Source organism: Gordonia jacobaea (assembly GCF_965344965.1).
GTDB lineage: Bacteria > Actinomycetota > Actinomycetes > Mycobacteriales > Mycobacteriaceae > Gordonia > Gordonia jacobaea.
The window spans coordinates 516828-541153 of the sequence record NZ_CBDRLS010000001.1 but is presented as its reverse complement, the minus strand read 5'-3'; the positions used below and the strand labels follow the sequence as shown (position 1 = coordinate 541153).

The window sequence follows — 24326 nt, the reverse complement described above, 5'->3', positions numbered from 1 at the left end:
CGTTCGACATCGGGCTGGACGTATACACATGGCTCAGAAGAACTTTCACCGTTCCCGCTACCAGCGGTACACCGGTGGCCCCGACCCGCTCGCGCCGCCGGTCGATCTACGCGAAGCGCTCGAGGAGATCGGCGACGACGTGATGGCGGGAGCGTCGCCGCAGCGCGCGCTCCGCGAATTCCTGCGCCGCGGAACGTCGGACATGCGCGGCCTGGACAAGCTGCGCGAAGAGGTCAATCGTCGGCGGCAGGAGCTGTTGAAGCAACGGAACCTCGACGGAACGTTCAACGAGATCCGAGAACTCCTCGACCGCGCGGTACTCGAGGAGCGTAAACAACTCGCACGCGACCTCGACGACGACGCGCGTTTCGCCGAGATGCAGATCGGGAGTCTGCCGCCCTCGACTGCTCAGGCCGTCGAGGAACTGTCGGAGTACAACTGGCGGAGCCCGCAGGCGCGCGAGGACTTCGAGAAGATCAAGGATCTGCTGGGCCGGGAACTGCTCGACCAGCGTTTCGCGGGGATGAAGGAAGCGCTCGAGGGTGCCTCCGACCAGGACCGTGAGGCCATCTCCGAGATGCTCACAGACCTCAACAAGCTTCTCGACGCCCACAATCGTGGCGAGGACACCTCTGAGCAATTCGACGACTTCATGCGCAAGCACGGCGAGTACTTCCCCGAAAACCCGCGCAACACTGAGGAACTCATCGACTCGCTCGCACAACGTGCCGCGGCGGCGCAGCAGTTCTACAACTCGCTCACGCCCGAACAACGAGCAGAACTCGATCAGCTCGCTCAGCAGGCGTTCGGCTCACCCGATCTTATGAATCAACTCGCGCAAATGGATTCGGCGTTGCGGGAGGCCAGGCCGGGCCTCGATTGGGACGGCGGCGAGTCGTTCTCGGGTGATCAGCAGATGGGACTGGGGCAGGGTGCGGCGGCGCTGCACGACATCTCCGAACTCGACGCGCTCTCCGAGCAACTCTCGCAGCAGTACGCCGGTGCGCGCATGGACGACATCGACCTCGACGCCCTCGCACGACAACTCGGCGACCAGGCAGCCGTCGACGCCAGAACACTCGCCGAGCTCGAGAAGGCGTTGACCGAGCAGGGATTCTTCGACCGTACGTCCGACGGCACTCTGCGCCTGAGCCCCAAGGCGATGAGGCAGTTGGGGCAGACCATCTTTCGTGACATCGCCGACCAGATGTCGGGGCGTCGGGGCGACCGGCAGACCCGCAAATCGGGATTGCTCGGCGAGCCGACCGGGGCGACGCGCGAGTGGGAGTTCGGCGACACCGACCCGTGGGATGTCACGCGAACAGTCTCGAATGCGGTGCTGCGCACCATCACCGAGAGTTCCGACCCCGCGCACGCGCCGTCGGCGATGGCTCGCGACGGTGTGCACATCTCCGTCCGCGACGTCGAGGTAGCTGACACCGAGGCCCGGACACAGGCCGCCGTGGTGCTGCTCGTCGACACGTCGTTCTCGATGGAGATGGAGGGCCGCTGGACGCCCATGAAGCGGACCGCGATCGCGCTGAATCACCTGATCTCCACCAGGTTTCGCAGCGACGAGCTCGAAGTGATCGCCTTCGGACGGTATGCCCGGAGCATCGACATCGCCGAACTCACCGGGCTACAGCCACGGATGGAGCAGGGGACCAACCTGCATCACGCACTGCTGCTCGCCCAGCGGCACCTGCGCAGATTCCCCAACGCGCAGCCGGTTGTCCTCGTCGTCACCGATGGCGAGCCCACCGCGCACCTCGACCCAAGCGGCGAGCCGTTCTTCTTCTATCCGCCTCACCCGCAGACCATCGCGCTTACCGTGCGCGAACTCGACCACGTCGCACGGATGGGAGCGCAGGTCACGTTCTTCCGACTGGGAGAGGACCCCGGCCTCGCGCACTTCATGGACCAGATCGCCCGCAGGATCGGTGGTCGGGTTGTTGCTCCCGACGTCGACGGACTCGGTGCCGCAGTGGTCGGAGACTACCTGCGGTCACGACGTCCGCGCCGCGGCTGATCGCGGCCCGGGGCTGATCCAGGAGAAATCAGGGGACTAGTCAGGGTGTTTCAGGGTGTTGGGCGCAGGATGCGATCACTAACGTCGACGGTATGAGCGTTCCCGCCGAACTGCCAGAGCCTGAACTGCCAGAACCCGATTCGACCGGGCATGACCCGGCAGCTCCTGAATCGACCGGGCAGGATCTGACAAAGCCTGAGCCGGCCAACGCTGAGCCCGCCAAACCTGATCTGACCAAACCTGATCTGACCAAGCCCGGTCCCGCCCAGTACGAGACGGCCCAGTACGAGATCGCGGCCACCGGCGACACACCCGCGCCGGATCACCGACTCAGAGCAGCCGACGCCGACCGCGAACTCGTCCACCAAATCCTCTCCGCGGCGATGACGAGTGGCGCACTGACGCCGAGTGAGTACGAGGAGCGGGCGCTGAAGGCTTCTACCGCAAAGACTTTCGGCGATCTCGATGCGCTAACCGACGATCTTCCCGTCGGGCAACTCGGCGTGCCCCTGCCGCGGCCAGGCGATCCGTACCCGACAGGTGTGACGCGTCCCGGTACGGGATCGGGACGTAAGCCGGTGCGCCATCGCCTCGCCATCATGTCCGGCTCAGAGCTGAAAGGCCATGCGTCGGTTGCAGATCAGCTCGAGGCGACAGCGATCATGGGCGGGGTCGAGATCGACCTACGCGAAGTCGAGTTCACCGAACCGGTGCTGACTGTCCAGTGTGTGGCGATCATGGGTGGCGTCGACGTCATCGTGCCGCCGGATGTGACCCTCGAAGTCGGTGGTCTCGCCATCATGGGCGGATTCGAGAGCAAGGCCGATGGGCCCGGGCGTCCGGGGGCCCCGACGGTCCGTGTGACCGGATTCGCGTTGATGGGTGGCGTGGACGTGAAGCGCAAGGAGCGTCGTTGATCGCGCCCGCGCGGCGTCGCTGATCGCGCCCGCGCGGCGTCGTCAGTCGATGCGACCGTAGATCATCCGCAGGATCGCAATGGTGAGTGTGTCCAGCGCGGCGTCGTCGTCGGCAGTGGTGGCGGTTGAACTTTGTCCGTCGCCCGCCGGCGTAGTGGCCGTAGACGATGTCAGTTCACTCAGGCCCGCGTCGCGCATCACGGCCACGAGAAGTGCCAAGTCTGCTGCGGGCGGACCGTCGGGTGCCAGTCCTGCTGATCGATCGCGCTCGATCTTGGCCGCGAGTCGTTCGACGAATCGGGCGCGCGCTCTCGCGAGGAAGTCCTGGAGCGGCGCGTAACCGGAGGTGTATCCGGTCTGGGCTGCGCACGCCATGATCGATCCGTTCGTTTTCCAGATCGCGGCGACGGCGCCGAGTTGCTCGCGCAGGCCGTCGGCGTCGGGTCCGTCGGCGTCGAACCAGTCGTGAGTGCTGGCGAAGTCGTCCCAGATCCGTTCCATGAGCGTCGTGAGAACGGCCTGCTTCGACGGAAAGTAGAAGTAGAAGCTGGTTCGCGAAATGCCCGCCGCAGAAGAGATGTCGTCGATGGTGACGTCGTCGATCGGATGATCGGCGAGAAGCGAACGCATCGCGCTCAGTATCTGGTCTTCACGCTCGTCGCCTTTGGTGCGAGCACCTCTACGACGGGCCGGGTGGGCCTGCGGATCGTCGGGCGCCTTGGTCGTCATACATCCCATAGTAGGAAATCCGGACAATTTCGACTAGTCGTCGATAAAAATCGACGCAGCGTCGATTCTGTTCTAGATTGGCTTCTATGACACAAGCGGCAGCTCAGGAGCAGGCGCCCTCGAAGGTGCGCTCGTCGACATCACTGATCGTCGTTGCCGCGGCGGCGTCCGTGCTGTTGCTCTCGATGATTCAGACCCTCGCGGTGCCCGCCCTGCCGCAGATCGGGCAGCAACTCGGCGTCTCGCTGACGACGGTCGGGTGGGTGACGACGGCGACGATGCTTGCGGCGTCGGCATTCACTCCGCTGTTCGGTCGTCTCGGCGACGTCTACGGGCACAAGCGCGTGATCGTCGCGGTGCTGGTCATCACGCTGGTGGGCAGTCTCATTGCAGCTCTGGCGGATTCGATCGAGTGGCTGATCGTCGGTCGAGTGTTGCAGGGTGCGAGTTTCGGGCTCTTCCCGCTGGCGATCAGCGTGTTGCGGCAAGAGTTGCCCCGCGAACGTCTCACCGGCGCGATGGCGATCACCGCGTCGTCGTTGGGAGTGGGCAGCGGGCTGGCGCTTGTGGCAACAGGTCTGCTCACACAGGGAAATGCCGACTACCGTCGCATCTTCTGGCTGTGCGTCGCGATGGCGGTCGTCGTTCTGGCGCTGGTCATCTTCGCGATTCCGTCTCGACCGGGAGCGGGCGGACGCGTCGACTACTTCGGCGCGCTGGTGCTCGCGGTCGGCCTGGTGTGTCTGTTGCTGCCGACGTCGCAGGGCCACACCTGGGGCTGGGGGTCGGCACGAGTGATCGGGTTCTATATCGCCGCCGTCGTCGTGCTCATCGGTTTCTGGGCACTGCAGAGTCGACGCGGCGAGCCGCTGGTGTCCGTCGACTTGCTCAAGCAACGAGCGGTTCTCGCCACGAACGTTGCGTCGTTGTGTGTCGGGTTCGCGATGTTCAGCGTGTTCCTCGGCGCGACCTACTTTGTGCAGACGCCGGATGCGTTGGCGGGCTACGGGTTCGGTGCCTCGGTCCTACGGACGAGTGTTGCGTTCATGCTTCCCGGCGCGATCGTGTCGATCCTCGTCGGACCGGTGGCGGGAGGGCTGGTCGGACGGGTGGGTCCTCGAGTCGTGCTGCTTGGCGCGACCGTGATCGGTGTCGTCGGGATGCTCATGCTGACTTTCTTGCACGAGAACACCGGTGAGATGATCGCGGGACTCATCGTTGCGAATGTGGCTGTGGCCGCGGCATATTCGGCTATGCCGGCACTCCTGGTCGAGAACGTCGAACCGCACGAGACCGGCATCGCCAATTCGATCAACTCCATCATGCGCACCGTCGGTGGCGCGATCGGCAGCGCGGTCATCATCACCGTGCTCGCTGCCGAGGTCGCGATTCACTTCGTCGGAGGCACCGCGGTCTCGCTTCCGACGGAGAATGCCTACCGCGTGGCGTTCCTGCTCGGCGCGGGTGCGTTCGCGCTCGCTGCCCTGCTTGCGCTCTTCGGGATTCCACGTCGAAGCCGGCACCACCTCACGGCGCATCAGCGTGAAGAAGAGATCGCGCTCGGTGCTGCGGGTGAGTTCGCGACCGGGTCGGTCGACGTCGACTGACCTGTTCGCGGCCGCGTTGCGGGGGACCCGGCCCAAGTTGTGTGGGACGTAGAGGTACAAAAATGCACCCGAGGATCCCACGCAACCAGAACTGTCAGGCCAGCAACCAGGCGATCACCGCGATAACAGGGATCGACACCAGGGTGGTGAGCAGCGCGGTGTCGCGTGCGAGCACCTGCCCCCGCCGGTAGCGCGTCGCGTAGACCAGCACGTTCTGGGCGGTCGGCAATGCTGCGATCACGACCTGCGCGAACAATGTGTGTCCCGACTCGCCGAAGCCCCATCGCGCGACCACGTACACCAGTGCGGGCATGAACAGCATCTTGAGCACGGTCGCGAGCGCGACCTCGCGCCGTGGACTCTGTCCTTTCTTGAACAGTGGCACGCCTGTCAGCGACATTCCGAAGGCCAGGAGCGCTGCGGGCACCGACGCGCTGCCGAGCATTTTCATCGGTTCGAGGATCGCGGTCGGCGGATGCCACCCGATCAGCGAGACGACCACTCCGATCAGCCCTCCGATGACGATCGGGTTGGTCAGCGGGAGTCGCACGGTGTCGCGCAGCACCGACTTTCCCGCGGTGCGGTCGAGCGCCGTGACGTCGAGTACGCCCAACGCCAGCGGCGAATAGATCAGGATCTGAAACAGCAGCAGCGGTGCGATGAACGAGGCGTCGTCGAGAACGAAGATCGCTATCGGCAGACCGAGATTGACGCTGTTGACGTACGACGACGAGAGTGCGCCGATGGTCAGCTCGGGTATGTCGCGACGCCGCAGTAGCCCGCGTGCGAGCACGATGTAGAGCGTTCCGGTGGCAAACGCCGAGACTCCCGCGATGACGAGCGTCGACGAGAAGATGACCGAGAGATCGGAAGTCGCCAACGATGTGAACAGCAGTGCTGGCGTGCAGACGAAGAACACGAGTCGTGACAGCACGTCATGTGCGTGTTCACCGAGGACCTGCGTCCGCCCCAGGGCGAATCCGATGGCCACCAGGATGAAGATGACGGTGAAACCGGAGACGACGCCTGACACTCGGATGAGTGTATGCAGCCGCACTTTGTGTGCTTTCACTAAGCTGGCGTCAGGTTTGGAGTGGCCTGGCCCTTTTGGGCGTGCACGGTCCCTCTAGCAGTACGGTCGGCGCGGCGATGACGCCGACGGCGAATCCCACAGAGGCGAACCCAGAGAGGTGAACGCAGATGTCCACTCCGCACGGAGGTTCGAACGCATCGGATCCAGAGCGTCCCGACAAGACCCCGACCGGCTCCGACGGCGCCGGTTCACCAAGTGCTGACGCACCACGGGCGACTTCGAGCGACGATGCCACCTCGCTGATCAAGCGGCCCAACCCCGCCGACTCTTCGGGATCGGGTTCGGCGGCATCGGGTTCAGCAGGACCGGGTTCGACGCCGAGCGCAGGTACGCCTGAGTCTCCGACAACCAAGTTCGACCCGTCCGCCTACGGCCAGCCCCCACAGGGCGAGCCGACCTATCAACCGCCCCAGTACGGTTCGACGCCGGACTACGGCTCGGGCGCGCAGGCTCCTCAGTACGGTTCGACGCCCGACTATGGCTCGGGCGCGCAGGCTCCTCAGTACGGTCAGACACCCGACTACGGCCAGGCTCCCCAGTACGGTCAGACACCCGACTACGGCCAGACACCCCAGTACGGCCAGCCCTCGGCGCAGCCCGACTATGGCACCCCGCAGGGTTTTGGTCAGCCGTCCGCCGAGCAATCCCCGTACGGTCAGCCGGGCTACGGCCAGTCCCCGTACGGTCAGCCCGGCTACGGTCAGCAGGCGTATGGCCAGCCCGCCTATGGTCAGCCCGGCTACGGTCAGCAGGCGTACGGGCAACCCGCGTACGGTCAGCCGGGCTACCCGGCAGCGGGACAGACGACGAACGGCATGGCGATCGCGTCGCTGATCGTGTCGGTCGTCGGAACCCTTGCGTGTTGCTTCACTATCGTCGTTCCGGCAGTCGGCCTCGTGCTGGGCTTTGTCGCTCGTAAACAGATCAGTGACTCCAACGGAACCCAGACGGGTGACGGCATGGCGCTGGCGGGCATCATCGTCGGCGCGATCGGCGTGATCATCGGCGTGCTCTACTGGATTCTGGTCGGCGTGAACGCGATCAACCTGGATCTGAGCGACACCTCGACGTACTGACGGTGACAGTTCGCACCCGACGTCGGCGCCGGTCAGCTCGGTCGTTTTGGAGGTTGACCGCGCGACCGGTAGTCTAGAGAGGTTGCGTGCTGCGCCCGAGGGTTGCGTGGCACGTCCACCACGCCGGTCGACGCTCCACTCTGTGGAGAACGGACGACCTGAGGGCACGGTCCGCGAGGGCCGCGGTTGCAGGTCTGCGAGGACCACAGTGACCTGTCCGCGAGGACCACAGTGACACACAGTCCGTAAGGACACAGTAGAGAAGGGCACAACCATGGCTGTACCGAAGCGCCGGATGTCGCGGGCCAACACCCGCAGCCGTCGTTCGCAGTGGAAAGCGGACAACCCCGCGCTGCAGGAGGTCAAGGTGAACGGTGTCGCTCAGCGCATCCCGCGTCGTCTGGTCAAGGCTGCGCGCGCTGGCATCATCGATCTCGACCGCCGCTGATCGCGACATAACCTCAGCGACTTAAATCCAGCACAACTGCCGCAACGTCCCAGACGTTGCGGCAGTTGTGCTGTTCTGTGAAGTACGCCGCTAGAGAAGTACGCCGTGAAAGCGAGGTGCCGATGCTGCTCGCGATCTTGAACATCGTGGGTATCGGGGTGTTCGCTGCGTCGGGAGCGCTGGTCGGAATCCGCAAGGACTTCGACATCTGGGGGATCGCGACGGTCGCCGTGCTGACCGGAGTCGGCGGCGGCATACTGCGCGATCTTCTGCTCGGCATCACGCCGCCCTCGGCGCTGGACAATTGGGTCCCTGTCACGACAGCCCTGATCGCCGCACTGGTGACGGTGATCTTCCACCCGTCGTTTGCGCTGCTGCGTCGAACGATTGTCGTCCTCGACGCGATAGGTATGGGATTGTTCGCGGCCACCGGTGCGAGTATCGCGATCGATCATCACGCGCACGCCTTCGCCGCAACCCTCATCGGGATGCTGGCAGCGATCGGCGGCGGCGTGCTGCGTGACGTGCTCGCCAACGAGATTCCGTTGCTGCTGCAACCAGCCGATCTCTACGCAGTGCCCGCAATCGTCGCTGCGGCCGTGGTCGCGATCGGCAGGACGTACTCCGATCTGCCGTCGCAGGTCTGGGTCGTCGCAGGACTCGTCGTCGGCGCGTTGCTACGTCTGGTTGCGCTCATTCTCGGTTGGCGACTGCCGATGGCGCCACGCGGCGTTGGCTACAACTGGCGTCGTCGCGGATGACGGGCGGCGATATACCTTCCTCACCGCCCGTCTCGCGGTGACTACTGAGCGATGACCTTGTTCACCAGTCGGTTGAGCGAGTTGGGGATGAATTTCGCCGCGTTGCCCAGCACGAGCGTCTGGGTGCCGACGGAGTAGCTCGTGCGGTGCAGCCGCAGATCGTTCTTGGTGGGATGGACCGACTCCCAGATCTTGTCGGCGACCTGCTCGGGCGTGATCCGCACGCCGAGCGTCTTGGTCGACTTGGCGTCGTTGGCCGCCAGCGCGGTCTTGGCCCACAGCGGCCAGATGCTCACGACGCGGATGCCGTCGGGTTCCCACTCGAGTTCGAGCGCCTCGGTGAGACCCGCGACGTAGAACTTGCTGGCGCTGTAGGTGGCGATGCCCGGCTGCCCGTAGATCGCCGACGCCGACGCGATGTTCACCAGGTGCGATCCCGGCGTCTTCTTGAGGTACTTGTGCGCGGCCTGAGCGCCCAGTGTGACGCCAAGGGCGTCGATGTCGATCTGGCGGCGCACGGCGTCGGGGGAGATGTCGGCGAGTTTGCCCTCTGTGAGTACACCGGCGTTGTTGTCGAGGACGTCGAGGGTTCCGCCGGTGTGTGCGGTGAAGTCGGCGAGGGCGTCGTCCCATTCCTTGGGGTCGCGGACGTCGATCTTGCCGGTAATGAAATCGGGGTGGTTCGCCTTCACCTTCTCGAGCGCGTCGTTGTCGACGTCGTACACGCCGACGGTCCACCCCTCACGTGCGAAACGCTCCGCCGTGGCCAGGCCGATACCCGCGGCCCCGCCGGTGATGAAGATCGATGACATGAGGTTCCTGCCCTTCTGAACTGCGACGACGTTCCGCTTCCGTAACTTACTCGCCAGTATAGATGTCCGAGTTGTTTACTACGTCACACCGGGGTGCTATCTTGACAACAAGCGTTGATATGACATCGGTTGTTGATATGACACTGGTTGTTGATACGAAACAGATCGTCATCACCTTACTGCTGTGCCAGTGAATCCAGGTCGCCAAGTTCCGCCGAGGGCGGAGATGGGAAGTCGAGCATCATGACTGCTGCAATGGACCGCACCGAGCCCACCGGCGACGTCGTCGGCAATGTCGTGAGTATTCGTGACGAGGGTGCCGACGCCGTGTCCGAGCGTCTCCTTGCTTCGGCGGCGCGGCTGTCGCGCAACGCCATGACGGAGATCGACTGGAGCCTCCCGATGGACCCGACCAAGTACGGGTGCAGCCCGGAGTGGTCGTCGCTCTACGGCACGGACTATTGGGACGAGATGACCGAGGAACAGCGGATCTCGGTGACCCGTCACGAGTTCGCGTCGATCATGAACATCGGCATCTGGTTCGAGATGATCCTGCAGGAGATGGTCATCCGCGACCAGTACCTCGGTGCCTATCACAGCAATGAGTTCCAGTTCGCGCTCACGGAGATCGCCGACGAGTGCCGTCACTCGATCATGTTCGCCAAGGCGTCGGAGAAGATGGTCGGCACGTCGTACAAGCCGACCAAATGGGTTGGCCGCGCGGGCAAGCTGTTCAAGCGGACCGCCAAGAACGAGGTCGCGTTCGCAGGCATCCTGGTCGCCGAAGAGGTTCTCGACGTCTTCCAGCGCGGCTGCATGCGCGACGAGCGGGTGCTCCCGTTCATCCGTACCGTCAACGAGATTCACGTCCTCGAAGAGTCGCGCCACATGAAGTTCGCGCGTGAAGAGGTCCGCGATTCGATGAAGGGTGTCGGCTGGTTCCGCCGTCAGTTCAGCGCCCTCTACGTCGCGCTCGGTGGATACTTCATCGTGTCGAGCCTCGTGCAGCGTCAGGCCTTCGTCGACGCCGGGCTCGACGCCGATCGTGCTGTCGCAGAGATGAATACCAACTCGCACTTCCACTCGATGATCCGCGGTAGCTGTGCGCACCTCATGGAGTTCCTCGACGAGGTCGGCCTGCTGACCAAGCCCGCCGCGTACTACTACCGGAAAGTGCACATGCTCTGATGTTCGTCATCACTCAGTCCTGCTGCAGCGACGCAGCATGTGTATCCGTGTGTCCGGTCAACTGCATCCATCCGACGCCGGAGGAGCGCGGTTTCGGCACCTCAGACATCCTGCACATTGACCCGCAGGCATGCATCGACTGTGGTGCGTGTGCGGATGCGTGCCCCGTCGACGCGATCTTCCCGGCCGAGAACCTCGGCACCAGGGACAAGGTCTTCATCGAGATCAACGCCGACTACTACAAGAACAACCCGGACGTGAAGTCGGGCTGGTCCGACGTGGTCTACCCGGAGATTCCGAAATTGCCTGCGGGACTTCGGGTTGCGCTGGTCGGAACCGGACCGTCGGGCGGCTACGCGCTGCGTACCCTGCTCGACCGCACCGAGGCGTCGGTCACCGTCATCGACAAACTGCCGACCCCCGGCGGCCTGGTTCGTGCGGGCGTCGCCCCCGACCATCCCGGCACCAAGGGGGTCTTGCGCGGATTCGATCTGCTCTACCGCGATCCGCGCGTCACGATGGCGACCAACGTCGAGGTCGGCGAGTCGGACGGTCAGATCACGCCCGCCGAACTTGCCGAGCACTTCGACGCGGTGTTCTACGCGGTCGGCGCGAGCGAGTCACGGCGCCTTGGTATTTCGGGTGAGGATCTACCCGGCTCGACGTCGGCGACCGAACTCGTCGCCTGGTACAACGCGGTTCCGGGTGCCGACGCGGCTCCGCCGATCCGACGCTCGACCGACGCCGATCCAGCGAGTGGCCGCGCCGTCATCGTCGGAACCGGAAACGTGGCTCTCGACGTCGCGCGAATCCTCGTGTCGCCACCGGAACTGTTGGCCACCACCGACATTGCCGACCGCGCGCTGGGCATCCTGGAGGAGCAGAACGTCCACGAGGTTGTCCTGCTCGGTCGTCGAGATCAGGCGCACGCCGCCTACACATCGGCCGAATACCGTGCGCTGTCGACGATTCCGGGTGTCGAGGTGCTCGTCGTCGACGACGCCGACGGAGCCGGAGTTCCCGACCTCACCGGCCCCGCGGACCCCGACCACCGACGAATTGTGTTCCTGTTCCACAGCACTCCCGACGAGATCCTCGGTGACGAGCGTGTCGAAGGCGTGACCGTCACGACCGGCGGGCAGACACATCGGATCGACGCCGACCTCGCGGTGCGCAGCATCGGATACCGCTCGGTTCCCATCGCGGGACTTCCCTTCGACGACGCTCGTGGACTGTTCCCCAACGTCGACGGACGGATGCTCGACGACTCGGGCGAGATCATTCCCGGTTCGTACGTGCTCGGCTGGGCCAAGCGTGGTCCGAGTGGCGGCATCGGGGCCAACAAGAAGTGCGCCCAGCTGACTGTCGAGGACTTCATCCGCGACGCGGTCGACGGCAAGTTGACTCGCACCAAGCGACAGCGCGGCGAGTTCACCTCGTTGCTGCGCAAGCGAACTCGACACGTGATCGGCTATCGAGGTATGCGCGCAATCGACCGGATCGAACGTCGACGCGGCTCCGAACAGGGCCGTCCGCGGGTGAAGTTCACCCGCGTGGGCGACATGGTCGGCGCCGCCGGCTGGCGTAAGCGGTAGCAGCCCTGGGCATTCGACCTGCCCCGCCTAGTCCTGCTTGGCTTCGGACTCGACGGTGTGCAGGCCGAGTCCCTCCTCCTCGGGGAGTAGTTGCTTCTCGCCGGTGAGCGGGTTGGCTTCCTCGAGCGGGGGAACCGGCTGGCCGTCGAGCACGAGTGTCATTCTCTCCTTGTCGAGTTCGCCTTCCCACGCGGCCACGACGAAGGTGGCAACGCAGTTGCCGATCAGGTTCACCGACACCCGCATCGAGTCCATGATGCGGTCGGCGCCGAGCAGAAGGGCAACGGCCGCAACGGGAATCGATCCGTGACCGATGGCCGAGATCGTGGCCGACAATGCCAGAAACGACGAACCCGGTACGCCTGCCATGCCTTTCGACGTCAGCATCAGCACCAGCACCGCGGTCAACTGCTCGCCGAGGCTGAGGTGCACGCCCATCGCCTGTGAGAGGAACAGCACACAGATCGAGAGATACAGGGTTGCGCCGTCGAGGTTGAACGAATAGCCGGTCGGGACAACGAGTCCCGTGACGGACCGCGAACACCCCGCGTACGTCAGCTTGGTCATGATGCGCGGCAGCACCACTTCCGTCGACGCGGTGCCGAGTGCGACGAACAGCTCGTCCTTGATGTAGACGATGAACTTCCACAGGTTGACGCCTGCGAAAACCCGGACGATCACCCCGAGAACCAGGATGAACAGCACCGCCGCGAGGTAGCAGCATGCGATGAGTTTGCCGTAGCTGCCCAGCGACGAGATGCCGTATTGGCCGATGATGTACGCCATCGCGCCGAACGCTCCGAGCGGAGCCAGCTTCATGATCCAGCCGATCATGGTGAAGAAGACGTGGCTGGACTGGTCGACAAACCCGAGCACGATGGGCGCCTTCGCGCCGACCTTGGCCAACGCGAGTCCGAAGAGGACCGCGAAGAACAGCACCTGCAGTAGCTCGTTCTCGGCGAAGGCCGAGATCGCCGACGTCGGGATGATGTTCATCAAGAACTCGACGGTGTGGGGGAGTTCGCCGTCGCTGGTCTTCTTCGCGACGGCTTCGGCTCCGGTCGCCAGGGTTTCGGGATTCACGTTGAAACCGGCGCCGGGTTTGACGATGTTGCCGATCACGAGCCCGAAGATCAGGGCGAACGTGGTGACGACCTCGAAGTAGATGAGTGCCTTGATCCCGATCCGCCCGACGGCCTTCATATCGCCGACGTGTGCGATACCGAGCACGACCGTGCAGAAGATGATCGGCGCGATCAGCATCTTGATCAGCTTGATGAAACCGTCTGCCAGCGGTTTGAGAGCAGAGCCGAAGTCCGGCCAGACCGCGCCGACGACGATGCCCGCGACGATCGCCACCAGCAACCAGGTGAACATCGATCGGTACCACGGTGTTTTCGACGACTCGACCGGACCTTCCGAGAGAGCGATGTCTGTTGTCATCGCGCAAGTGTCCGACGCCTCGGGTGCGGCACCGTGAGCGAGCTGTTGCGCACAGGTAACAACCCATCCGAGTGCCCGACGTCGTACGTCGACGGCCCGCCCGGCGTCACGAAGTTAGGGGTAATCCGCGAGTTGCTCAGCGGGTTCTCAGTCGAAGTGGATAAGACTATCTACATGCGCATTCTTGTTGTCGACGACGACCGGGCGGTCCGCGAGTCGCTGCGCCGCTCGCTGACGTTCAACGGATACACCGTCGACACGGCGGGTGATGGCATCGAAGCGCTGGAGAAGATCGTGGCCGAACGGCCCGATGTGGCGATTCTCGATGTGATGATGCCCCGGCTCGACGGTCTCGAAGTGTGTCGTCGACTCCGGTCGACCGGCGACGACCTGCCGATCCTGGTGCTCACCGCCCGCGACACCGTCTCCGAGCGGGTGTCCGGCCTCGATGCGGGCGCCGACGACTACCTGCCCAAGCCATTTGCCCTCGAGGAACTGCTCGCGCGGCTGCGCGCACTCCTGCGCCGCGCGGCACCCGAGGAAGACGCCGACTCGGAGGCGCTCACCTTCGCCGACCTCTCGCTCGACCCGGTGACCCGCGATGTGTCACGCGGCGAACGCCAGATCAGTCTCACCCGCACGGAGTTCGCGCTGCTGGAGATGCTGATGGCCAATCCGCGCCGAGTGCTCTCGCGCAGCCGCATCCTCGAGGAAGTGTGGGGATACGACTTCCCGACCTCGGGCAACGCGCTCGAGGTCTACGTCGGCTACCTGCGTCGTAAGACCGAAGCCGACGGCGAGTCGCGGCTGATCCACACCGTGCGCGGCGTCGGCTACGTGCTACGTGAGACGCCGCCGTAGTGCCGTCTGTGCTTCGACTCCGCCTCGCACGGCTGTGGTTGCGGGTGCGTCCGAAGGGCAAGTCAGGCGAGATGCGCGACCCGATGCCCTTGACCCGGTTGGTCTCGCTGCGTCTACGCGTCACGCTGTTGTCGGCGACGGTCGTTCTGGTCTCGGTGAGTTTGATGGCCGCTGCCGCGTATTTCGTGGTGTATCGCGCGATGTACAACGAGGTCGACAACCAACTCGAGTCCCGCGCCGACGGCATGACCGCGCTCGCGAAGATGGGGACACTCAACGACAGGCCCGAGTCGCTGGTGGCGGGAACGGTGTTCTCCACCAACATTTCTCTCGCGCTGGTGAAACCGAGCGGCCAGACCTACCTCGTCGGCTCGGTGCCGTTCGAGGACGTGGAACGCAAAGTCGCGCGCTCGCCGTCGAATCCGGGAAACAACCTGCAGAGTCTGCGGACGGTCAACAATCAGCGGGTGCTCGCGCGCAAGCTCGATGACGGCAACACCCTCATCCTCGCGCAGAGTCTGTTGCACACCGATCGTGTCCTCAAACGACTGGCGTGGGTGCTCTTCGTCGTCGGTTGCGGTGGTGTCGCGCTCGCGGCGGTTGCCGGCACGACAGTCGCGCGCGCGGGTCTTCGACCGGTCGCCCGTCTCACGCGCGCTACCGAACGGGTCGCCCGCACGCAGGATCTCACTCCGATTCCTGTTGCGGGAAACGACGAACTTGCCCGTCTCACCGAGAGTTTCAACACCATGCTGCACGCGCTGGCACAGTCACGCGACCAGCAGGCGCGTCTCGTTGCCGACGCAGGTCACGAATTGCGTACTCCGCTCACGTCATTGCGTACGAATCTCGAATTGCTCATGGCCGCAAGCGAACCCGGCGCACCCGCGGTGCCTGCGGCCGACATGATCGAACTCCGCTCCGACATCGTGGCGCAGATCGAGGAACTGTCGACTCTGGTGGGCGACCTCGTCGACCTCGCGCGCGAGGACACCCCGGAGGTGGTCTTCGAGGAGGTCGACCTCGACGAACTCGTCGAAACAGCGCTCGAACGAGTGCGTCGACGCCGCGTCGACGTCGAATTCGAGGTGCATCTCGAGCCGTGGTTCGTGTTCGGTGAGCAGCACGGGCTCTCGCGTGCGGTGGTCAACGTGCTCGACAACGCAGCCAAGTGGAGTCCGCGTGGGCGTTCGGTGCTTGTGACGCTGCGACAACTCGACACCGGTACGGCCGAATTCGCCGTCTCCGACGCAGGCCCTGGTATCCCACCGGAGGACCGCGAGCTGGTGTTCGAACGTTTCTATCGGTCGACGCAGTCGCGGTCGATGCCGGGTTCCGGGCTCGGCCTCGCAATCGTGCGGCAGGTCGTCGACCGGATGGGTGGGACCGTCCGCGCTGATCAATCGAGTCTCGGTGGCGCGATGATCACGATGACGCTGCCCGGCCGACCGACGCCCGTGGAACCTTCGCCGAAGGTGATTCGTCAATAGTTTCGGGAGACGACACGTAGGCCTATCGCTTACCTACCCGAGCAGCGGGTCCCATAGTGTTGAGCCACAAGTGAGCGCTGGACGAGAACGCTGTCCGGCGTCGAATATCGGTCGATCGGTCCGCCGTCTGGCAAGGCGCGGTCCGAACAAGGCGAGGAAAGAAGCGCGACGATGACAGGTGGAGGCCCGCACGGGGGGAATCCGTACGGAAACGACCCGCAGACCGGTGGATTTCCCGCGTACGGCTCGGCCCACGGCGATGGTCAGCAGAGTCCCGGCGGCCAGCAGGGTTTCGGTGGGCAGCAAGGTTTCGGCGCACCTCCGACGCAGCAGTACTACGGACCGCCCGCCGGTCAGCAGCCCAACCAGTGGAGCGCGCCGGGGTCGACGACTCCGCAGGACCAGACGTTCGGTGGTTTCCAGCCCGGGTCTCCGTCGGGATTCGACACGTCGGACGCAGGCCAGTCGACGCCACCCAAGAAGTCGCGCGGCGGCCTCCTCGCAGCACTCATCGGTGGAGCGCTCGTGATCGGTTTGGTCGCAGGAGGAATCGGCGGCGTCGTCGGAGCAAAGGTCTCCGACGATGATTCGACGTCGAGCAGTTCGGCGCCGCTTGGCGGCGATCCGAACACCAACAGCGAAAGCGTTGCTGCCGCGCCCGCGGGGTCGGTGCAAGAGGTCGCCGCCAAGACGCTCCCGTCCGTGGTGTCGATCGACGTTGTCAGCGGGTCGGAGGCGGGCGAGGGCTCGGGCGTCATCCTCTCCGAAGACGGATACATCATGACCAACAACCACGTGGTCGCCGGTTCATCCGGCAGCGGTAAGCCGTCGGCGATCCAGGTGAACTTCCAAGACGGCACGCGCGCAGCGGCGAAACTGATCGGCGCCGACTCGATCTCCGACATCGCGGTGATCAAGGTGGAGAAGAACGACCTGCTACCCATCAATGTCGGAACGTCGAAGAACCTGGCAGTCGGGCAGTCGGTCATCGCGATCGGCGCACCCCTAGGGCTTCAGGGAACCGTCACCACGGGCATCATCAGCGCGTTGAACCGTCCCGTATCAACGTCGCGCGACGGCGGCACGACGTCGGTGATCGACGCCATTCAGACCGATGCCGCGATCAATCCGGGCAACTCGGGTGGCGCTCTGGTCAACGCCAGGGGCGCCCTGATCGGTATCAACACCGCGATTGCGTCGCTCGGAGCGTCCGAACAGCAGCAGAGCGGCAGCATCGGGCTCGGCTTCGCCATCCCGATCGACCAGGCCATCCGAGTCGCCAACGAACTACGGAACAACAACGGTAGGGCGACGCACGCCAGCCTCGGGGTGTCGGTGCGCCCGAACAGTCCCGCGAGCACGCCGGGCGCCGTGGTCTCCGATGTCACGGCCGGTGGCCCAGCTGCGCAGGCGGGTATCCCCAAGGATGCGGTCGTCACCAAGCTCGATGACAGGACCATCGCGTCGGGTGACGCGTTGGTCGCCGCGGTGCGCTCCCACGCACCCGGCGAGAAGGTGACGGTCACCTATGTGGCGAACGGACAGACCCGAACAGCGTCGGTGACGCTGGGAACGCTCACCACCAATTGACGGCGCCGGCGGCCGACCGCTCGAGCATCTGCCCCCGAGCGATCTGTCGCCGACTGATCATCGAAGCCCCTGATCTGAGACCATGATCAAGGGGCGAGAACAGGCGAGAACGAGAAAGAGGCGAGCATGATCGAATCCAGCCGCAGTCCGCAGGGCTCAACCCTTACCGACGACGCGTCGAGCGTGATCGATCCGATCGCGCTGGAGGCCTCCGAGGTCGATCCCGCCGACGTGGTTGCCGCGGACGCTGCCGCGCGCGAGTTCGTTGCCCGCCATAGCAATGAGGCGGCCGGGACCTTGGGCGACGAGATCGGTAGAGCACTGGTTGTGGTCGTCGACGACCAGATTGCGCACGGTGAGGTTGCCGATTCACTCGGCCCGCTGGTCGGCGAGTTGCTCAACGAGGCGGGCTTCCACGTCGACGCGACGCTTGCTGTGTCCGGCGACGAGATCGAGATCCGCAACGCGCTCAACACCGCGGTCATCGGTGGCGTCGACCTGGTTGTTTCGGTCGGTGGCGTAGGTGTCGGTGCTCGCGACGTGGCTCCTGAGGCCACCGAGCCGCTGCTCGACCGCCGACTTCGCGGTATCGAAGAAGCGGTCCGAAGCTCCGGTCTCGCTGCGGGGGCAACAGACGGCGGACTGTCACGAGGGCTCGCGGGCATCTCGGGGCAGACGCTCGTGGTCAACATCGCCGAGTCGCGTGCGGCCGTTCGTGACGGAATGGCTACCGTTGCGCCTCTCGCGAAGCACGTAATCGAGTCGATCAGCGAGTTCTGAGTCGGGCTAATCGAATAGTGCGCAAATATCAGGAAATGCGCACGTGTGCATAACTTCGGTTCACATTGTGTTCACGGAGAATTCGAAAGCATGCCACCCTCTCGCTGAGACGGAATAGTCGATATGTCGCAAGAAGGCTCGAATCGTGAGACGCCGGACGGTTCACGACGGAAATCGAGGCATCGCCGCAGGATCGATGACGTTTTCGGCGACGACCTCCCCGAGACCACGTCGGACGAGAGTGACGAAGGTCACATAGGCGATTCTCAGGAGTGGTACCGGGCCCAGCGGCCGCCGCATTACGAGTGAAATGTCGCTTCCGGCATAGCGGGCGCAGGGTGTTTTCCATTTGTTAACACTTTTCCTGACGCTGACGTGAATTCTCCCTGTGTAATCGTGTAAGAGAATCTTGAGATCGCGCTGAGCGTTGCTGTTGCCCGTCTTGATATCGCTCGGATAACGTTCGCTGCGACAACACTCGGTCCCTGCGGGAGGCCGGGGCCGTGGTCCTGCAGTCCGATCAACGTCGGCCAGCAGCAGTGGAACGAGGGGGCAGGGACTTTAACGCCTCGGAGAGCACGATGAAACACCGTGTTAACCGGAGTGGACGATGATTCCCGCGAGCCGCCAAGGTCAACCCGAGGGAACGAGTTCGTCTCCCTCGGATAACAGCCGAATCCTGTGAGAGGGAACGAATGAGCAAGTTCAGCAAGCTTGGGCGCCGCGGAGCTGCTGCGGTCGCCGTCGCCGCTGCCGCGGTGATTGGCGCAACCAGCATGGGTGCGGGACACGCCGAGGCGCAGAAGCTCGCGCCCGGGTACAAGAAGGCCGTCGCGAGCGACGGTACGACTGTTGAGACCTGGCGCAACGGTGAGTACTTCACTCGAGTCGGAACAGTGGCCAACAACCCGCTGTCGCGGGGGCTGGCGATTTCCGGCACCTACACCGTGAAGACCGCTGCCGGTGTCGGCGGCCAGGTAAACGTCGGCTACATCATCGGTTGCCAGGTCGACATCTCCGGCATCAGCCTCGACCTTGGTGGCACTTTTGACATCGTTGGTGGCGGACTAACCGGCAGCGGCAGCGTCACTCTGCCGATCAAGCCGGGCCAGATCGCGAACTACGCGCTCTCCGACATGAGCATCTCGGACAAGGGCGTGGCATCGCTCCAGGTTTCCGATCTCCAGGTGATTCTCGACAAGTGCGGCGGCTACGCGTCGGCACGCTCGTACGTCTCCGTCTACGCGGCCAAGGGATTCGATGCCAAGGGCGGCACGCTGAACGTCGACGGACCTTTGGTGAAGTCCACTCTGTACGGCCAGCCTTTCAACGTCAGTTAAGCCGCAGCAGGTAATTCAACAACTCACTCTGAGATTTATCTGCTCGTAGGCAGATTGACATTCCACGAAGGGGAATCATGAAGAAGAGCAACACTCGCCGCCTGGCGGCTGTCGCCGCCGTCGCGGGTGCCGCCGCGATGGGTCTGAGCAGTGTCAGTGCAGGACACGCTGACGCTGGGCCACTGCCCGGCGGCAAGGTCACCAAGACGCTTGTCGACGGAACTCCGGTCAGCATCGCGCTTTCGAACGAGAGCATCAGCGTCCAGCGTTCGATCAACCAGAGTGCGCTGAGCCGCGAAGCCTGGGGATCGGGAACGGTCAGCGTCAACGTGGGCGGCAAGGCCAAGGGCGGCACCATCAAGGTCGGCTATGAGCTGGGATGCCAGGTTGACTTCGGCGTGTCCGGCGGTCTCGGAGCCGGCGGCGGGTTCAAGCCGGGGGCTGCCAACCCGAATGCCATCGGTGGGACCGACGCCGACTGGAGTCGCTCCGCGGGTGGCGACGGGTCGGTGACCCTCGGGCCCGGTGGCGTGACCAAGTACTGGCTCATCAGCGGTGACAGCCTCGGAAACAGCATTCAGTCGTCGGACGTGACGAACAAGGATGATGACAACTACACCGCCAGCAATCTGACCTTCACCGGTTCCACCGGTGGAGTCACCTACAGCCAGGAGCACTTCGTTCTGAACGGCTGCGCGGGATACGCGTCAGCCCGGACGATCGTCCAGGTGACCGTCAAGACGGACTCCGTCAAGGGCATCGTCACCTACACGGGTAAGCCCTTCAGCCTCGGCTGATCGCGCCTGTCGCACAACAAAACACAACCGCGGGGCGGGAACCGATATGGTTCCCGCCCCGCGGTCTTTTTTGCTTAGCGCAGCCAGTGCCGCTGTGCCGATGGCCTCGGGGATTGACCATCGACGTAGCGGAATCCGTCTGCGCGGTGACGTCTGGGACGCCACGAGCGGTCAGCTACCGATCGACTCGGCTACTGGGTTCAGCTCCCGAAGAAGGGGAACGGGAACCACGGACGCGGACGTGGGCGCGGCTGGGGCTGCGGCCGGCCGTGGTTGTTCTGGCCCGGTCGCTGGTTGCCGTGAGGCTGAGGCATCGTTGCTCCTCCGTTGGGTTGATGTGACGTTGCCGTCGGTTGACGTGACGTTCGTCGACGCCTTCTGAATCAAGATCAGCGCCAACGGATTTCAACCTAGGAACCGAACCTTGGGATGCGATGGTCAAGTCGCTGTCAAACCGCTGGACATAGCGAAACGGCCACGCCCGAGATGGGCGTGGCCGATTCGATGCGGCTTCTGATCAGCGGGAGTGGCGTCCCGAGTCGCCGGGATTGTCGCCGGGGAACTGCGATCCCGGCGGCGGGTAACTGCTCGGCGGGTAGTTGCCGGGCGGGGGATAGTTGCCCGGAGCCGGGCTCGGCGTCGGGTAGCCGGTTTGCGGTGCACCTGGGCCGCCTGCCGGGTAGGTCGGCGGGTTCTGCTGCGGCTGCCCGGAGGGCGCCTGGTACGACGGTGGGTTGCCGTAGGTCGACGGCGCCTCGTAAGGGGCCTGAGATGCCGGTGGCGGCGTCGTGAGGCGCTGTGTGGGCGGTGCAGCGTCAAGTCGACCGGAGGGATAGGCGTCGGAGGACGGCGAATACGTGTCGGGCGAATCGGAAGCTCCCGAACCTGATGAGGAATCGCCGCCTCCGCCTGAGTCGCTCAGGTGGTCGGGCAGATCCTTCTCGGCCTCGGCCTTGGCCTTCGACACGCCATCTGGATCCATGAGGTCGCGGATCTCGGTGAGCAGTGCAACCTCGGTGACCTCGGCCTTCTTGCCGAAGCCGCCGAGCTCTGCGAGCTTGTTGTACGGAACGATGATCAGGAAGTAGACGACAGCGGCGATGATCAGGAAGTTGATGACCGCCGTCAGCACTCCACCGATATTGACGAACGTCGACGACTTGCCGCTGACCAGCTCGAATCCGAGGCCGTCGGCTTCGTTCGGGCTCCACGGGATGGTGTTGATGATCGGCTTGATGATGCCGTCGGTGAAAGCCGTGACGATCGCGGTGAAGGCCGTGGCGATGATGACCGCTGTGGCCAGATCGACCACGTTGCCCTTCATGATGAAATCCCTGAAACCCTTGAGCACTTTCCGGTCCTCTCGTTCGGTCGGTGGTACGTGCCTGTGGTGAGGTGTTGACGGAATCTGCTCAGTGGTGCACAGCCCGTTCTCCGTGATGTTAGTAGAGATAGGCATGTGCGTTGCGGAACCAAACGATGTTGTGTCCTGTGCAATGAATCTTCGATGCTGTGCAAGGAATCGCGAAAGCACAGTTCAATGCACTATTACGGCGAGGGCGATGTCGAGTCCGGCTGCGGCTACGCGGAGCGCTGATTTCTGGTCCATCGCGAGTACAACCGGCGCCGACGCCTGATTCCGCGCCGACAACCCACTCGACACCGGACGCTCGGTGCCCAGCGCGACTACGGCACGTGTGGCGAGTACATCCGCCTGAGGCCCGACGACGTCGACCACATCGCCCGCTCGCAACAGCGCCGACACGGCGTCGTCGGAGAGACGCACCGGGACGAGACGGGCGTCGGCCGACCCGGTCAGCTGTTGTGGCAGCCGGGGTGAGAGAAGTCGTGCGTCGGTGAGAATCTCGCCGGTTCGAACCATGCTCGTCACCGTCTTACCCGCGCCGTCGCGCGACATACGTAGTGCTCCCGCCGGGACCATTCCGGCGCCAACCCTACGCACGACGAGATCAGTTGCTGCCAGTTCGGTGCCCGGCAGCAGGTCGTGCGCGGCGACCATGACCGCTTCGTCGTCGTGTTCCGCCCCGCCGAGGGTCGCAAAACCCAGTGCGGCCACAACGAGTAGCGCTGCGGCGCATCGTCGAATCAACAACGACCTCGCCCAACCCGGACGCACGGCAGCTCCCAGACGGTCGACGAGGCGCGGGCTGAGACTGTCTCCACGGGCTGTTCGCATGCGCGCAAGGTAGCCGCCAGGAGGTCGCGGAAACCGACGCCACGGCAGGTTGTGGACAACCCCTCTATTCGTGGTCGTCGGTGGATAACTCGACGCGGTACACGCACGACCTGCGACCGGTGGCGACGCGCCGCCTGACCAGCACGAGTGGTGCCACAGCCGGTCGTCGGGGAGAATGGAGGACGGTGTGCCGGGAAGTCTGGTCGGCAACCCGGACCTCGATCCGGGTTTGTATTCGACCCATCTCGGCCTTGGCGCCGGGATCGCCCGACAGGATCATTTATGCCCGCAGAGAGCTCGTTCGATGGGCGCCCACCCGCCCGTGAGCGCTTGCGCCGCTATCTCTCCCTCGACACCACCAGTGGCATGCTGCTGCTCGTCAGCGCGGCCGTGGCGGTCATCCTGGCGAATTCGCCGTGGCGAGAGGCCTATCACGAGATTCTGGCCTACGAGATCGGCCCGGAGTCGTTGCACCTGCACCTGTCGCTGAGTGAGTGGGCGGCCGACGGTCTGCTCGCAATCTTCTTCTTCGTCGTCGGCGTCGAATTGAAGCAGGAGTTCGTTGCCGGAAGCCTGCGCGATATGCGTCTGGCAGGTGTGCCGATCGCCGCTGCTGTGGCCGGAATGGTCGTTCCCGCACTGTGTTACGTGGCAGTCGTCGCAACGCTCGACCCAGAAGCTTTGCGCGGCTGGGCAATTCCAACCGCCACCGACATCGCGTTCGCGCTCGCCGTCCTGGCGATCTTCGGACGTGGTCTGCCGCTGGCGTTGCGGACGTTTCTGCTCACCCTCGCGGTTGTCGACGACCTCCTCGGCATCACCGTGATCGCAGTGTTCTACACGGACTCCATCAACTTCATGATGCTCGGCTGCGCACTGTTGGCCATCGCGGTGTTCGGGGTCGTCGTCCGTCTGTCACGCGCGTACCGGTGGTTGTTGTTGCCACTGGCGCTGATCGCATGGGGCTGCATGCACGCCTCCGGTGTGCATTCAACGGTCGCCGGTGTCTTGCTTGGCCTCGTCGTTCCGGCATTGACGATCCGCGGTGAAGAGCTTCCGCGTACCGAACAGCTCGACGAGGCGGTTCGTCCCTGGTCGTCGGCGGTGGCCCTGCCGCTATTCGCCCTCGCCGCAGCCGGCGTCTCGCTGGTGGGAGCCGACGAACCGCTGCTCCAGCCGGTCTCGATAGGGATTGTGCTCGGGTTGTGCGTCGGCAAGGTGGTCGGTGTACTCGGAGCCACCGCGCTCATGACCCGGTTCACGCCGCTACGGCTTCCCGATGCGATCGGTATGCGCGACCTCATCCCGGTGGGGATGCTCACCGGGATCGGCTTCACGGTTGCGCTGCTCATCGCCGAGCTCTCCTTCGAAGAGGGCCAGCACGCCGCACCGGCGAAGGGGGCAATACTCGTCGGATCGGTGATCGCGGCGTGCGCGGCCGCTGTCCTGCTGCGCTGGAATGCGCGCAAAGCACGCGATCCGGACATGAATCGCGACGGCGTCGTCGACTCCGATCTCGACGTCATCGGCGGTTGAGCGGACCCGTCGCGGAACGGGGAGGCGTCCGGTTTGG

The 24326-nt window shown here is 64.5% G+C and carries 21 protein-coding genes; 15 read left to right on the top strand and 6 right to left on the bottom strand.

Annotated elements, in window-relative coordinates:
- Window positions 1-28 precede the first annotated feature (28 nt).
- Together ACRVY7_RS02455 and ACRVY7_RS02450 are read left to right on the top strand one after the other, a co-directional pair.
- Entirely contained in the window at window positions 29-2029 is a 2001-nt protein-coding gene (locus tag ACRVY7_RS02455) for a vWA domain-containing protein (RefSeq protein WP_431815859.1), read from the top strand.
- 290 nt (window positions 2030-2319) lie between these two features.
- Window positions 2320-2946: a DUF1707 SHOCT-like domain-containing protein gene (locus ACRVY7_RS02450; RefSeq protein ID WP_049698094.1), complete on the top strand. Its 627-nt coding sequence runs from the start codon at window positions 2320-2322 to the stop codon at window positions 2944-2946.
- A gap of 42 nt (window positions 2947-2988) precedes the next feature.
- Here ACRVY7_RS02450 and ACRVY7_RS02445 read toward each other — a convergent pair whose 3' ends face one another.
- On the bottom strand, window positions 2989-3675 hold the full coding sequence (locus ACRVY7_RS02445; protein WP_431815858.1) for a TetR/AcrR family transcriptional regulator: 687 nt from the start codon (window positions 3673-3675) through the stop codon (window positions 2989-2991).
- A gap of 86 nt (window positions 3676-3761) precedes the next feature.
- Between ACRVY7_RS02445 and ACRVY7_RS02440 the strand changes: the two genes are divergently transcribed.
- Window positions 3762-5282 (top strand): MFS transporter, encoded by a 1521-nt coding sequence (locus tag ACRVY7_RS02440; RefSeq protein ID WP_331436472.1) that lies wholly within the window; start codon window positions 3762-3764, stop codon window positions 5280-5282.
- A gap of 94 nt (window positions 5283-5376) precedes the next feature.
- Here the strand turns inward: ACRVY7_RS02440 and ACRVY7_RS02435 are convergent, their stop codons facing one another.
- A complete protein-coding gene (locus ACRVY7_RS02435; protein ID WP_049698096.1) occupies window positions 5377-6315 on the bottom strand; it encodes an AEC family transporter in 939 nt (312 codons plus the stop codon).
- A 167-nt stretch (window positions 6316-6482) separates the two neighbouring features.
- Here ACRVY7_RS02435 and ACRVY7_RS02430 point away from each other — a divergent pair, with 167 nt between their 5' ends.
- The 3 genes from ACRVY7_RS02430 to ACRVY7_RS02420 all read left to right on the top strand — a co-directional run bounded on the left by ACRVY7_RS02430 (window position 6483) and on the right by ACRVY7_RS02420 (window position 8660).
- The gene (locus ACRVY7_RS02430; RefSeq protein WP_431815857.1) at window positions 6483-7451 is read left to right on the top strand and encodes a DUF4190 domain-containing protein; all 969 of its coding nucleotides are present in this window, start codon (window positions 6483-6485) and stop codon (window positions 7449-7451) included.
- A gap of 274 nt (window positions 7452-7725) precedes the next feature.
- Window positions 7726-7899, top strand: coding sequence for a 50S ribosomal protein L32 (gene rpmF / locus ACRVY7_RS02425; RefSeq protein WP_005174583.1), 174 nt, complete (start codon window positions 7726-7728; stop codon window positions 7897-7899).
- Between the two features lie 122 nt (window positions 7900-8021).
- Window positions 8022-8660, top strand: a complete 639-nt coding sequence (locus ACRVY7_RS02420) for a trimeric intracellular cation channel family protein (protein ID WP_431815856.1) — start codon at window positions 8022-8024, stop codon at window positions 8658-8660.
- A 41-nt stretch (window positions 8661-8701) separates the two neighbouring features.
- Here ACRVY7_RS02420 and ACRVY7_RS02415 read toward each other — a convergent pair whose 3' ends face one another.
- Window positions 8702-9472, bottom strand: coding sequence for an SDR family oxidoreductase (locus ACRVY7_RS02415; protein ID WP_431815855.1), 771 nt, complete (start codon window positions 9470-9472; stop codon window positions 8702-8704).
- Between the two features lie 243 nt (window positions 9473-9715).
- On the opposite strand from ACRVY7_RS02415, the gene ACRVY7_RS02410 reads away from it, so the two are divergent.
- Window positions 9716-10660, top strand: coding sequence for an AurF N-oxygenase family protein (locus ACRVY7_RS02410; RefSeq protein ID WP_431815854.1), 945 nt, complete (start codon window positions 9716-9718; stop codon window positions 10658-10660).
- A complete protein-coding gene (locus tag ACRVY7_RS02405; protein ID WP_431815853.1) occupies window positions 10660-12255 on the top strand; it encodes a 4Fe-4S binding protein in 1596 nt (531 codons plus the stop codon). The genes ACRVY7_RS02410 and ACRVY7_RS02405 overlap by 1 nt, the downstream gene beginning before the upstream one ends.
- A 27-nt stretch (window positions 12256-12282) precedes the next feature.
- Here ACRVY7_RS02405 and dctA read toward each other — a convergent pair whose 3' ends face one another.
- On the bottom strand, window positions 12283-13698 hold the full coding sequence (dctA, locus tag ACRVY7_RS02400; RefSeq protein WP_431815852.1) for a C4-dicarboxylate transporter DctA: 1416 nt from the start codon (window positions 13696-13698) through the stop codon (window positions 12283-12285).
- 174 nt (window positions 13699-13872) lie between these two features.
- On the opposite strand from dctA, the gene ACRVY7_RS02395 reads away from it, so the two are divergent.
- The 6 genes from ACRVY7_RS02395 (at window position 13873) to ACRVY7_RS02370 (ending at window position 20556) form a co-directional block, all read left to right on the top strand.
- The gene (locus ACRVY7_RS02395) at window positions 13873-14559 is read left to right on the top strand and encodes a response regulator transcription factor (protein ID WP_005207267.1); all 687 of its coding nucleotides are present in this window, start codon (window positions 13873-13875) and stop codon (window positions 14557-14559) included.
- Entirely contained in the window at window positions 14559-16049 is a 1491-nt protein-coding gene (locus tag ACRVY7_RS02390) for a sensor histidine kinase (protein WP_270483191.1), read from the top strand. The genes ACRVY7_RS02395 and ACRVY7_RS02390 overlap by 1 nt, the downstream gene beginning before the upstream one ends.
- A gap of 171 nt (window positions 16050-16220) precedes the next feature.
- Window positions 16221-17639 (top strand): S1C family serine protease, encoded by a 1419-nt coding sequence (locus tag ACRVY7_RS02385; RefSeq protein ID WP_431815851.1) that lies wholly within the window; start codon window positions 16221-16223, stop codon window positions 17637-17639.
- Between the two features lie 126 nt (window positions 17640-17765).
- Entirely contained in the window at window positions 17766-18419 is a 654-nt protein-coding gene (locus tag ACRVY7_RS02380) for a MogA/MoaB family molybdenum cofactor biosynthesis protein (protein WP_431815850.1), read from the top strand.
- 695 nt (window positions 18420-19114) lie between these two features.
- Entirely contained in the window at window positions 19115-19759 is a 645-nt protein-coding gene (locus tag ACRVY7_RS02375) for an MspA family porin (protein ID WP_049697921.1), read from the top strand.
- Between the two features lie 77 nt (window positions 19760-19836).
- The gene (locus ACRVY7_RS02370; protein ID WP_431815849.1) at window positions 19837-20556 is read left to right on the top strand and encodes an MspA family porin; all 720 of its coding nucleotides are present in this window, start codon (window positions 19837-19839) and stop codon (window positions 20554-20556) included.
- Between the two features lie 517 nt (window positions 20557-21073).
- Here ACRVY7_RS02370 and mscL read toward each other — a convergent pair.
- Together mscL and ACRVY7_RS02360 are read right to left on the bottom strand one after the other, a co-directional pair.
- Window positions 21074-21907 carry a large conductance mechanosensitive channel protein MscL gene (mscL, locus tag ACRVY7_RS02365; protein WP_431815848.1) on the bottom strand — a complete coding sequence of 278 codons (834 nt, stop codon included), beginning with the start codon at window positions 21905-21907 and terminating at the stop codon, window positions 21074-21076.
- 186 nt (window positions 21908-22093) lie between these two features.
- The gene (locus ACRVY7_RS02360) at window positions 22094-22753 is read right to left on the bottom strand and encodes an SAF domain-containing protein (RefSeq protein WP_431815847.1); all 660 of its coding nucleotides are present in this window, start codon (window positions 22751-22753) and stop codon (window positions 22094-22096) included.
- 282 nt (window positions 22754-23035) lie between these two features.
- Between ACRVY7_RS02360 and nhaA the strand changes: the two genes are divergently transcribed.
- Complete coding sequence (nhaA, locus tag ACRVY7_RS02355; RefSeq protein ID WP_431815846.1) at window positions 23036-24289, top strand: Na+/H+ antiporter NhaA; 1254 nt, start codon at window positions 23036-23038, stop codon at window positions 24287-24289.
- Window positions 24290-24326: the final 37 nt, after the last annotated feature.